A 12,851-nucleotide genomic window follows, 5' to 3' on the forward strand; every position below is an offset into this window, starting at 1 on the left:
GAGCATTACGGATGTTTATTTTCAAGCGCTGCATTTGCAGGCACTTTTTTATTCGGTTTAAAGAAGAAATAAGCGGCAAGCACACCGAAGGTAATGATACTCGTCAAAATGAGCTGCGGTCTCATTGATTCGATAAACAGCATTGATGCCAAGATGGCGCAAATGACCAAAATGGTAAAATACGTGAGGTATGGGAACAGCCACATTTTGATTTTGAGCTGTTCTGGATTTTCTTTTTCGATTTTACGGCGCATTCTTAATTGTGAAACAGCAATGACCAAGTAGACAAGAAGGGCAATCGCGCCGGATGCGTTGACTAAGAACAAAAAGATGGTTTCAGGATAAAAGTAGTTCATCATCACGGCAATGTAGGAAAAGAAGGTGCCTGCGACTGTAGCCGCTACAGGAACACCACGTTTGCTGATTTTCATAAAGCGTTTCGGTGCTTCGCCTCTTTCTGCCAATGAATAAAGCATTCTGGACGTTGTGTACAACCCAGAGTTTAAGCAAGATAGAACAGCTGTTAAAACAATGACGTTCATCACTTGAGCAGCTGATGGGACACCGATGTATTCTAATACCGCAACGAACGGGCTTGTTAAAATACTCGCTGAATTCCATGGAAGCAAGGTCACAACGACAGCGATGGAACCGACGTAGAACACGATGATACGCCATACAACAGAGCGGGTAGCTGTTGTCACAGACTTGACGGGGTCTGCTGATTCTCCGGCCGCTATTGCCACAATCTCGGTTCCCATGAAGGAAAAGATGACGACGACAATTCCGAGTAAAACAGAGCTGAATCCATTTGGAAGGAAACCGCCGTTCCCCGTTAAATTGGCAAGACCTACAGTATGATGACCACCAAAACCAAAGATAAATGCAAAACCGATGAGTAGAAAGAGAATAATGCTGACGACTTTTATTAATGAGAACCAATATTCAAATTCGCCAAAAGATTTAACAGAAAAGATATTTGTTAATGTTAAGAGGATAGTGAGGATAAGACTTGTGAGCCAAACAGGTGCATCTCCATACCAATACTGAATAATGGCAGCACCGGCAATGGCTTCGATCGCGATGACAATCACCCAGAAGAACCAATAAAGCCAGCCAATTGTAAAGCCGGCCCATGGACCGATGGCATCGCTCGCATATTGTGAGAAGGATCCGCTTGTCGGATAGGCGCATGCCATTTCTCCAAGCATTCTCATAATAAAGATTACGAGAAGTCCTGCAAAAGAATAGGAAAGAATGGATCCAGGCCCTGCAGAATGAATGACAGCGCCGCTACCAACAAATAGCCCTGCGCCAATAACCCCAGCAATGGAGATCATTGAAATATGTCTTGTTTTCAGATTTTTTTGAAGACCGTTTGTCATGTTGGACATGTCTTTACCTCCAAACATTTCTCCTTATAGAGATTTTGTTTTTAGAATATTTTAAATTTTATCATACTGAATTGTCATTCAGCATTGGACAGGTTATCAAACTGACATTTCAAACCTCTTAACATGATGTTAAAAAGTATAAAGGATTTGAGAGATTATGTTCCCTCTTTTTCCTCTGTTCATTCTTAAAAATAGCATAAGATCGGATGGGGAGAAGTTGTGTCTCAAAATAAAATTATTCTGATAATTTCTCAGAAAGAGTGATATTGCCAATATAATCATCACAGAGTGAATTGGAGAAAGGTTGATGGGAGTAGGTCTTGAGGTCAATTGACCTTATAAAAATAAGTTTACTTAGGTCAACACATTTCTATGTATCCTATTTTGCTGACACAAGCGAATCATGTTGCTGTAGACCCACACGGGCTTTGCTTTGTAAGATAAATAATAGAAAAGTGATGTGTGAGGAGGCGCGGTTCGACATGGAGCGCTATAACGAATTAAGACAAGGTGAAACAGGTGCTTGGGTCAGTATCATTGCCTATGTGATCTTATCTGCGGTGAAACTTCTGATTGGGTATACGTTTCATTCAGAGGCTCTTTCGGCAGATGGATTGAATAATACGACGGATATTATTGCATCCCTTGCAGTGTTGATTGGATTGCGTATTTCTCAAAAGCCGCCTGATGAAGATCATCCATACGGTCATTTTAGAGCAGAGAATATTGCGTCTCTTGTGGCGTCCTTTATTATGATGCTTGTTGGACTTCAGGTTCTGCTGAGTGCAGGCCAGTCGCTCTTCTCATCTAAGCATCAAACGCCTGATATGATCGCAGCTTGGACGGCAGCAGGAAGTGCTGTGGTGATGTATGGTGTGTATATTTACAACCGCAATCTGTCCAAACGGATCAATAGCCAAGCTCTTCATGCAGCAGCAGCTGATAATAAATCAGATGCGTATGTGAGTATCGGAACATTTGTAGGGATTATCGCCTCTCAGTTTCAACTGGCATGGATTGATACGCTTGCAGCGTTTGTGATTGGGCTCATTATTTGTAAAACGGCGTGGGAGATTTTCAGAGATGCCTCTCATTCGTTAACGGACGGTTTTCATATAAAAGATATGTCCAAATATAAAGAGACCATTGAAGCAACACCTGGGGTGGGCGATTTGAAAGATATTAAGGCACGGTATCTCGGAAGTACGGTCCATGTGGATGTAGTAGTGGAGGTCGAGCCGCACTTGAACATTGCAGAAAGCCATGATATTGCAGATGAGATCGAACGTAGAATGAAGAAGGAACATGATATTTTACACTCTCATGTTCATATGGAGCCAGCAGGTGAGCCAAAAGAAGAGAAGAAGTCTTATCCATCGTGAGAAGGCTTCTTTTTTTCTACGTGTTGATGTTTTATGCTATTGCACGTTGTATGGTAAAGTTAGACTATATGAAATTTAACGGAAACGTGATAGGAGGATCAGGATGGCATTTGATGAACCGATGCATTCAGATTTACAAAAAATCGTAGATAACATCAATAAAGTCATGGTTGGGAAGAAAGACATTGCGATATTAAGCCTTGTTGCGATTTTGGCGAAGGGGCATGTGCTGCTAGAGGATGTGCCTGGTGTTGGGAAGACGATGATGGTTCGTGCTTTGGCAAAATCCATTGGCTGTGAGTTTAAGCGAATCCAATTTACTCCTGACCTTTTGCCTTCAGATGTAACAGGCGTGTCGATTTATAATAAAAAGACAAATGAATTTGAATTTAGACAAGGACCGATTATGGGGCAGATTATTTTGGCTGATGAGATCAACCGGACCTCTCCCAAAACACAGTCGGCATTGCTCGAAGCGATGGAGGAAGGAAGTGTTACAGTGGACGGAGAAACAATGCTGCTTGCTGATCCTTTTTTCGTCATGGCTACGCAGAATCCAGTTGAATATGAAGGGACTTATCCACTGCCAGAGGCACAAATGGACCGGTTTTTATTCAAGCTGAAAATGGGGTATCCGACCATGCTGGAGGAGCTGGAGGTACTCAACTTGCAGGAAAAGCAGTCCCCGATTGATACGCTCCAAGCAGTCATGACCAAGGATCATATCCATGCGTTGCAGCAAGCGGTTCAGACTATTCATGTGGATGTATCCATTAAAGAATATATTGTTGAAATTGCACAAGCGACGCGGCAGCATCCATCTGTTTATTTAGGTGTGAGTCCAAGGGGATCGATCGCCCTCATGAAAGCGGCTCAGGCGTATGCACTATTGAACAGGCGAGATTATGTAATTCCTGATGATGTACAGTATTTGGCGTCTTATACATTGCCGCATCGAATGATTTTGACTTCAGAAGCGACGTATGAAGGGAAGAAGGCGGAGACACTGCTGCGACAAATGCTTGAGCAAATTGGCGTGCCAGTTCAAAAGTCGATGACTCAATGAAATTAGGTCATCGTTTCGCTTTTTCATTATGGTTACGGGTGATGATGCTTATCATCCTCACTGCGGCAGTCTTTTGTTATGCCATGTTTCAGGGAGGGTTTGTGAGCTGGTTCCTTTTTTATGCATTTTTACCATATACTTTGTATGCTTTGCTGTTTGCGCTCGTTCCGCTGAGAGTGACAGCGAAAAGGACTTTACAACAAACCCGCTTGAAGGCGGGAGACGTGCTGCCTGTTGACCTTGAAATTAAGCGGACAAATCTATTTCCATACGTTTACGTCTTGATTGAGGATGATCCGCCGGACACCTTTCGTTTACAGGAACAAATTGAAATGAAGCAAATGCTGTTTCCTTGGTTTCGGAAAACGTGGCGTTTTTCCTATCAATTGAATGATGTCATGCGCGGAGAACATCATTTGTCAGCAGTTCGAATCAAAACGGGTGATATGTTTGGTTTTGTGGAGAAAGAAGTCATCATTCCGTTAGAAAAAAAGCTGCTTGTTTATCCGAAAATGCTCGATCTTCAGGTGGAGTCTGCTGAGTCATTGAATGAAAATGGAGGCAAAGCGGTTCACTCGTGGTTAAATGAACCGACCCATGTGACAACAGGCGTAAGGGAATATCAGCAAGGCGACCGTTTTGCTTGGGTGGACTGGAAGACGACGGCTAGAAGGGGTCAGCTGATGACGAAGGAATTTGAACAGAATCAAACAAAGGATCTTGTCGTGTTTGCTGATTTTACCGATGAAGCAGTTTTTGAGACCGTCGTGTCTATTGTAGCATCTGTCCTACAATCGGCAGTGAAAAAAGGGGTGCCGTTAGGTCTTGTACCTCTAGGAGATCAGCATGCCTTTCGAGTGGATCAAGGAGAACTTCATTTAGAGGACATGCTTTATTATTTAACAAGAGTGCAGCATCACCCTTCTCGCGTACAAGAGTATAAGGCGTTAGCAGCGAGTGAGTATCAGCATTCTGGAAAATATGTCATCACGGGTCAGCTGCAGGAGGAGCTTGCTGCGAGTCTCTTTGGAAATCGAAACAGAAAGAACATCACTGTTCTTTTAGTGAAGAGAGCCGTGGATCGATTCACGACAAAAGAAAAACAGCTTGTAGACCGGCTTAGGGCATCTGGAATACGCACGACCGTTTTATTTGAAGACCGGCTGTACGAAAGAACTGTGAGGTGACAAACATTTATGCTGCATACGCATCAGCGGCAAAGCCGTTTTGAGTTGTTCATCTATTATGCTGTAGCATTTCTGCTGCTTTGGGAGTGGCTTCGACCGCTTCAAGATTTTACAGAGACGAGTCATACGTCTTATTTCATCATTTTTATAGGGCTTACATGTTTGTTTACATTCTTTCGTTTGAAATGGTATGTGACGTTTCCTATTTGTACTGGCTTGATTCTACTCGCCTTATATTTGATCTTTTATCAAGCAGAGCCAAGCTATCCGGCTGCATTATTAGGTGATATTAAAGATAATATCACCTTGATGAGCACAGGCATGTGGAGTGACATGTACCCCTCCTTCCGCACATTATTGTTTTATATTTTGTTATGGCTGCTTGTCTACTTGCTTCATTATTGGGTGGTCTATCAGCAGCGTATCTTTTTCTTTTTACTCATGACGATTGTGTATGTCACCATTCTGGATACGTTTACGCCATATGATGCAACCTTTGCGATCGTTCGTATTATGGTGTTTGGTTTTTGTTTGCTTGGGTTGCTGTATTTCGATCGACTGCGTTCGGCTGAAGGCATTCGGGTGTCGCAGAAGGCGCGCCTAAAGTGGTTTTTGCCCATGCTGGCGCTCGTTCTTCTGTCAGCGACACTCGGCGCTTCTTTACCAAAGTCTGATCCGAAATGGCCTGATCCTGTCCCATTTTTTAAGGCGGTGACGAATCAAGATGGCTCTGCCGGACAGAATAAGGTGGGATATAGTACAGATGATTCTTCGCTTGGCGGACCGTTTAGTGAGGACCGCACGCCGGTCTTTAAATGGATCGGTAAGGAGCCGTCCTACTTTCGTGTCGAAACAAAGAGCATCTACACCGGAAAGGGCTGGGAGGATGCCTCAAATGATACGAAGCCTACGCGGCTAAAGGACCATGATGTGCCGAATCGGTGGTTTACTAATCGTGTGAAAACTGAGGAGCATGAAACGAGGATCGATATGGAATCGGACTATCGATTTAATCATGCCGTCTATCCGATTGGGACGATCATGCTGACGCCAATGGAAAACATTCCGCTGCAAATAATGGGTAAAACGGAGAAAATCGTCCCATCCATTCAAAATCCGCCTAAAAATTTAGGGAACTACCAAGTCAGCTTCTTATCGCCTACATTTATCCTTGAGGATTTGCAGAGCATCAAAGTACCGACAAAGCAAAAGGTCAATCAGGAGGTTGGCCGTGAATACTTGCAGCTTCCTTCCTCATTGCCAGAGCGAGTGAAAACATTGGCAAACAGCTTAACGGAAACGAAGGATAATATGTACGATAAGGCCAAAGCGATTGAGGACTACTTAGGGTCAGCGAAGTTTTCATATGAAACGCAAAATGTCGCTGTGCCTAGTCGTAATGAAGATTATGTGGATCAATTTTTATTTGATACGATGATCGGCTACTGTGATAATTTTTCATCCTCTATGATTGTGATGCTCCGTTCGATCGGGATTCCGGCGAGATGGGTGAAAGGGTACACGTCAGGTCAATTATATGAAACACAGATGGATGGAAACAATGTGTATGAAGTAACCAATAACAATGCGCATTCATGGGTAGAGGTGTATTTTCCAAATAGAGGCTGGGTGACCTTCGAACCGACAAAAGGGTTTACGAACCCAGAGACCTTTACAAATGAATCGGTTTCTAGCGATCAGACAGATGATGATCAAAAGGAAGAAGATCAGCCTAGCTCTAATACAAACGAAGATCAGCAGGCAGAACAGCCACAGCAGCAGGAGACAGCGCAGCCGGCTGAACCAAAGAAACAAACAGCGCAAGCGAAGCCTAATATGGTACATGTTGGTTCAATCCTTGGTTTTGCGGCAGGAGCTATGATCCTTCTAGGATTGATAAGCTGGCTGCTTTATCGATTCAGAGCAAGCTGGCTGCCATTCTTTATTGTGAGCAAGGTGAAACGTCTGCCAGAGGAGGAAGCATTCTTTTATGCGTATGCTGCTCTATTAAAGCAGCTGAAACGCAGAGGAATTGAGAAAAAACCTGGCATGACGCTGAGAGAATTCGCTTCTTTGATCGATGACAAGGATGGAGATCATCGGATGTCAGAGCTGACGCAGCTCTATGAGCGGGCGCTCTATCGACGAGAAGATGCATCGGCGCTTTGGCGGCAGTCGGCGAAGTTATGGGAAAATTTAATAAACAGGAGATAGTCTTGACCGCGTACCATCCTGTTGTTAGAATAGGTGAATATTAAAACCTTCTAAAATACATGAAATTGAAGCGTTCGGATGTGAGTCTGGGCGCTTCAAAAGCGTGATTCACACTGAGAGCAGGTTTTCTCCTCTCATTTTTTCTGTGCGTTTATAAAAACTATATTGGACATAGAGGTGACACCATGACAAATTTAGTAAATGAAATGATTTTGGTTCTAGATTTCGGCAGTCAGTACAATCAGCTGATCACACGCCGTATTCGTGAATTTGGTGTGTACAGTGAGCTTCATCCGCACACTTTAACTGCTGAAGAAATTAAAGAAATGGCGCCTAAAGGAATCATCCTTTCTGGCGGACCAAACAGTGTTTATGATGAAGGATCTTTCCGCTGTGATGAAAAGATTTTTGATCTAGACATTCCGGTTCTAGGCATTTGCTATGGCATGCAGCTTATGACTCACTATTTAGGCGGGAAAGTAGAAGCGGCAAGCCAGCGTGAATACGGAAAAGCAGATATCCACATTAATGGAACGCCTGCTTTATTCAAAGACCTTCCGACTGATCAAGTCGTATGGATGAGCCATGGTGACCTTGTTGTTGAAGTACCAGAAGGCTTTACAGTTGATGCAACAAGTGCACATTGTCCAAACTCAGCGATGAGCTTAGCTGAGAAGAATTTCTATGGCGTTCAGTTCCACCCAGAGGTTCGTCACTCTGAGTACGGAAATGACCTTTTGAAAAACTTTGTCTTCGGCGTGTGTGACTGCGATGGCAAATGGTCAATGGAGAACTTCATTGAAATCGAAATGCAGAAAATCCGTGAAACAGTAGGCGACAAACAAGTATTGTGCGCACTAAGCGGCGGTGTAGATTCATCTGTTGTGGCGGTATTGATCCACAAAGCAATCGGCGATCAGCTGACATGTATTTTCGTTGACCACGGTCTTCTTCGCAAAGGCGAAGCAGAAGGGGTTATGAAGACATTTAGCGAAGGTTTCAACATGAACGTGATTAAAGTAGATGCGAAAGATCGTTTCTTAAACAAGCTAAAAGGTGTGTCTGATCCTGAGCAAAAACGTAAAATCATCGGTAACGAATTCATTTATGTATTCGATGATGAATCGGACAAGCTAAAAGGAATCGACTACTTAGCACAAGGAACACTTTACACAGATATCATTGAGAGCGGAACAGCAACGGCACAAACAATCAAATCTCACCACAACGTAGGTGGTCTTCCAGAAGACATGCAGTTCGAATTGATTGAGCCACTCAATACGCTATTCAAGGATGAAGTCCGTGCCCTAGGTTCAGAGCTGGGTATTCCTGACGACATCGTCTGGAGACAGCCATTCCCAGGTCCAGGACTAGGTATCCGTGTACTAGGTGAAATTTCTGAAGAAAAACTAGAAATCGTCCGCGAATCGGATGCGATTCTACGCGAAGAAATTGCCAACTTCGGTCTTGATCGCGACATCTGGCAATACTTCACGGTACTCCCAGACATCCGCAGTGTAGGTGTTATGGGTGACGCAAGAACATACGACTACACAATCGGCATCCGTGCTGTTACTTCGATTGACGGTATGACGAGTGACTGGGCAAGAATCCCTTGGGATGTACTTGAAAAGATCTCTACTCGTATCGTGAATGAAGTGAAGCATGTGAACCGCGTGGTGTATGATATTACGAGTAAGCCGCCTGCTACGATTGAGTGGGAATAGTTATAAAAGAGCTAGAAACCTTTGTGTATCAAGGGTCTCTAGCTCTTTTTTATTTTTAATTGCACTTTTTCCTTCCGTTTTAATGCGTTAATGAATCATTCCATCCCTTACACACATCAATCCATTGTGAATAACCGGAGTATTTTTCTAATTGTTTTATTGTTAGTTCAATCGCACTGTTACTGCTCCCGCAGGCTGGATAAACTGTCTCAAAACGTTTTAGTGAAATATCTAAATAAACAGAAACGCCATTCTTTATAGCAAAAGGACATACTCCGCCAATTTCATGACCGACCAAGTCAACGACCTCATGAGGAGGCAGCATTTTAGCTTTTGTTTTAAAATATTCCTTGAATTTTTTGTTATCAACTTTTGCATCGCCAGAGGTCACAACTAAAATAGCTTGTCCATTTACTAGAAAGGAGAGTGTTTTTGCGATTCTTTCAGGTTCGCAGCCCAATGCAGAAGCAGCCAAGTCTACGGTTGCACTAGATACTGAAAATTCTTGAATTCGAGTATCCATATCATATTGTTTAAAATAATCTTTTACTTTCTTGATCGACATGATGATTTCTCCTTTTTATTAGTATTGATTTGAAGTTTGCTCGACTTTATTATTTAAACGATATTGATGTGGTGTTAGGTGAAACTTTCTCTTAAATAAACGAATGAAATGCTCTACATTTTGATAACCAACAGCTGTCGCAATATCATCTATTTTCAAATCACTACCAGTGAGCATTTCGCAGGCTTTTTCCAATCTTATTTCTTGTCGAATCTCACTAAATGATTTGCCAAGCTTACGAGCTATATATTTTGACAGATAAGATTGTGAAAGGTTAAATTCCTCTGCCATCTCCTGGATTGTGATATGCTCACAACATTGCTGAATATATTGGAGCATTTGAATAATACGTATATCACTATATTGTTTGACTTGATTTACGTTCATATGACTTGGTTTGAATCTTAATAAGAGGCATAATAATATCTCAAACAAATTATTCATAATCAATTGGTAACTAGGAAACCGATTATAATTTTCTGTAAATAGTTGAAGAGAGCAGTCTAGCAAATTTTCATCCAAGCGACTATGGAAAATAAGAATATTTTTATTTTCTTTTATATACAATGCATTCAAAAAGAACTCTGAAATGACATGATTGCCTTTTAACATTTTAAAAAACACTTTTTGAAAAGTACTTTTACGGATCATGATTTGGATTGCGATTGTATTCTCCATGACAATTGGCTTGTGTATTGTATCAGGTGGAATAAAGGCAATATCTCCTGATTTTAAAGTCATTTTTTTATCTTCCACTTCTAAATACATCTCATTTTCCAGAACATAGATCATCTCAAAGAAATCATGGATAGCCGACAATGGAGGCATAAAACGGCTATACTTTCTCACTTCGATATCTTTCTCCTGACCTAACCACATGGTATCCTCTTTTTCAAATTCGTTCTGCCCTTTAAGCAAAAATTCTTCTATATATATTTGCTTATGCATTAAATTGTTTTGATCATAATCCTTCAAAAATAATTGCAATGATTGATTGTCATGCCTTTTCTGTTGGTATTGTTGATAAAAGATTTCTTGCTCGTTATATTCTCTTAAATATTGCATCGCTTCATGTTTTTCAAGTTTATCTTTTTCCATCTACATCCAAACCTCTAGCTTATTTACTGCAACCACCAGGGCCTTCACTGTTGCTTCAATAATATCTTTATCAATTCCAGCACCCCAATGCATTTTTCCTTGATATGAAATACCAATCTGTGCACAGGCTTTTGCTTGAGAATCCTTGCCCAAAGAATTCTGCTCATAGACTTCCAAAACATACTCGAGATTAAAGTAAGCTTTTAACGCATGACTGATTGCATCTAAACTTCCAGTGCCAGTTCCTTGTATTTCAATTTGTTGATGATCTCTCAGCAAAGTTAAGGTGACTTCCTGCTTCTCTCCTTTATGAAATTGATAATCAAGCACCTGGAAATGAGGGTGAAAATCAACATACTGTTCTTCAAATACATGATATATTTCTTCGACAGACAATTCCCTATTTGTCTGATCAGATACTTTCTTCGCTTCATATCCCATGGCTTCATTCATTTGATAAGGAAGTTGAATGCCATAATTTGTTTCTAGTATATAGCCTATGCCGCCTTTTCCAGACTGGCTATTGATTCGAATCACATCCGTTTGATAATTCCTCCCCAAGTCAACTGGATCTACTGGGATATACGGAACGTCCCATTTATCAACATGATTTTCCTTTCTATATTTCATACCTTTAGATATAGCATCTTGATGTGACCCAGAGAATGCGGTGAAAACCATCTCACCAGAATATGGCTGTCTCTCATGAACAGTAATTTTGGTTAGTTTTTCATATTTTTTACGAATCGCTTCTAGGTTATTGAAATTCAATTTTGGATCATAACCTTGTGAGTACATATTCATCGCCAAAGTAATCAAGTCTACGTTCCCCGTACGTTCACCGATACCAAATAATGTACCTTCGACTCTTTCTGCACCAGCTAGCACACCAAATTCTGCATCACTCACCCCAGAGCCACGGTCATTATGAGGATGAACAGACAATGTCACACTGTCTCGGTAAGACAGATTTTTGTGTATATACTCAATCTGACTTGCGAAGATATGAGGCATTGAATATTCAACTGTTGTCGGAATATTGATGATTGCTTTATGATTTGGTGTCGGTTTCCAAATATCTAAAACACTCTTACAAATATCTAACGCATAATCCACTTCTGTTCCTGGAAAGCTTTCAGGACTATATTGAAAATAAATATCGCTTTCTGTTTTTTCTGCCAGTTCTTTTACTAAAATAGCTCCATCAATGGCAATTTGTTTAATTTCATCTTTTGTTTTCTTAAATACTTGTCTGCGCTGTGCTTCTGAAGTCGAATTATATAAATGAACAATCGCTTTCGGTACCCCCTTAATTGCTTCGAAGGTTCGGCGGATAATATGCTCTCTTGCTTGTGTGATCACCATAATCGTTACGTCGTCTGGGATCATATGTTGATCAATCAGTGTCCTTAATAGCTTAAACTCCGTATCAGAAGCAGCTGGAAATGCGATTTCAATTTCTTTAAAACCTATCTCTACTAGTAACTGGAACATTTCTAATTTTTCTTCTAAGTTCATAGGAATAGGTAATGCTTGATTTCCATCCCGTAAGTCCACGCTGCACCATATCGGAGCACTCTCTAATGTTTCATTCTTCACCCAATCATAAGTAAGGTTCGGTGGCAAAAAGTATTTCTTTTCGTATTTTTTGTGGTTAAACATCATCGATTCCTCCTGTAATTGGAATATAAAAAAAGCCTATCATCTCCAAGATTGAACTTGGAGACGAAAGACTTCTTCTTACGCGGTACCACCCCTGTTTCATGATAACCATACATTATCATGCCCTTATTCGGATACAGATTGTTGTATCTTATATCCTTCCCATATAACGGTGGGGTACCGACCTTAACTACATCAATCCTTTTTCATTTCACTAAGGCTACTCTAAGGTGAGTTCCCTGCCTTTTTGTTATTGCTTCTCATCAACCAGCAACTTTCTGAAAACATTTCGGCAAGTACTATTCCTTATCATCGCATTCTAATTTTTCTGATTTTTTCTATTATACCAAGATTACAAAAAAGAGATAGTGGTAGGGATATCTTTTTCAATTGATTTTTTTTGTCCTATGGGTGTCTTATCTTCATTTACTTCTGTTTTAATGTGGTATCCTCTTCACCAAATAAAAATCCAAGGCCACAAATAAAGGTAAGTGAATTCACAGCGAACAATAAAATGGCACTGATTTTTTTCATGGCAATTAACCTCCTCTTCACT

The 12,851-nt window shown here is 41.1% G+C and carries 9 protein-coding genes and 1 other annotated feature; of the genes, 5 read left to right on the forward strand and 4 right to left on the reverse strand.

Annotated elements, in window-relative coordinates:
- Positions 1–5 precede the first annotated feature (5 nt).
- Positions 6–1,394 carry a GABA permease gene (gene gabP, locus MHH41_RS03045; RefSeq protein WP_137055467.1) on the reverse strand — a complete coding sequence of 463 codons (1,389 nt, stop codon included), beginning with the start codon at positions 1,392–1,394 and terminating at the stop codon, positions 6–8.
- A gap of 482 nt (positions 1,395–1,876) precedes the next feature.
- On the opposite strand from gabP, the gene MHH41_RS03050 reads away from it, so the two are divergent.
- The 5 genes from MHH41_RS03050 to guaA all read left to right on the forward strand — a co-directional run bounded on the left by MHH41_RS03050 (position 1,877) and on the right by guaA (position 8,970).
- Positions 1,877–2,776, forward strand: coding sequence for a cation diffusion facilitator family transporter (locus MHH41_RS03050; RefSeq protein ID WP_003214299.1), 900 nt, complete (start codon positions 1,877–1,879; stop codon positions 2,774–2,776).
- A gap of 103 nt (positions 2,777–2,879) precedes the next feature.
- The gene (locus MHH41_RS03055) at positions 2,880–3,842 is read left to right on the forward strand and encodes an AAA family ATPase (protein WP_268458121.1); all 963 of its coding nucleotides are present in this window, start codon (positions 2,880–2,882) and stop codon (positions 3,840–3,842) included.
- 101 nt (positions 3,843–3,943) lie between these two features.
- The gene (locus MHH41_RS03060) at positions 3,944–5,029 is read left to right on the forward strand and encodes a DUF58 domain-containing protein (protein WP_284907745.1); all 1,086 of its coding nucleotides are present in this window, start codon (positions 3,944–3,946) and stop codon (positions 5,027–5,029) included.
- A 9-nt stretch (positions 5,030–5,038) separates the two neighbouring features.
- Positions 5,039–7,243, forward strand: coding sequence for a transglutaminase TgpA family protein (locus MHH41_RS03065; protein ID WP_340865645.1), 2,205 nt, complete (start codon positions 5,039–5,041; stop codon positions 7,241–7,243).
- Between the two features lie 185 nt (positions 7,244–7,428).
- Positions 7,429–8,970: a glutamine-hydrolyzing GMP synthase gene (guaA, locus tag MHH41_RS03070; protein WP_113386774.1), complete on the forward strand. Its 1,542-nt coding sequence runs from the start codon at positions 7,429–7,431 to the stop codon at positions 8,968–8,970.
- A gap of 79 nt (positions 8,971–9,049) precedes the next feature.
- On the opposite strand, the gene MHH41_RS03075 is transcribed toward guaA, so the two are convergent.
- Genes MHH41_RS03075 through MHH41_RS03085 form a run of 3 tightly spaced genes read right to left on the reverse strand, consistent with a single transcriptional unit; the run spans position 9,050 to position 12,295 of the window.
- Entirely contained in the window at positions 9,050–9,535 is a 486-nt protein-coding gene (locus tag MHH41_RS03075) for a YbaK/EbsC family protein (RefSeq protein WP_310026611.1), read from the reverse strand.
- Positions 9,536–9,553: 18 nt separating this feature from the next.
- Positions 9,554–10,633, reverse strand: coding sequence for an AraC family transcriptional regulator (locus tag MHH41_RS03080; protein ID WP_340865646.1), 1,080 nt, complete (start codon positions 10,631–10,633; stop codon positions 9,554–9,556).
- On the reverse strand, positions 10,634–12,295 hold the full coding sequence (locus MHH41_RS03085) for a 2-isopropylmalate synthase (protein ID WP_340865647.1): 1,662 nt from the start codon (positions 12,293–12,295) through the stop codon (positions 10,634–10,636).
- Positions 12,296–12,351: 56 nt separating this feature from the next.
- Positions 12,352–12,617: a binding site (T-box leader), on the reverse strand.
- Between the last annotated feature and the right edge of the window lie 234 nt (positions 12,618–12,851).

It is taken from the genome of Bacillus sp. FSL K6-1145, from assembly GCF_038003425.1.
GTDB classification, from domain to species: domain Bacteria; phylum Bacillota; class Bacilli; order Bacillales; family Bacillaceae; genus Bacillus; species Bacillus pumilus.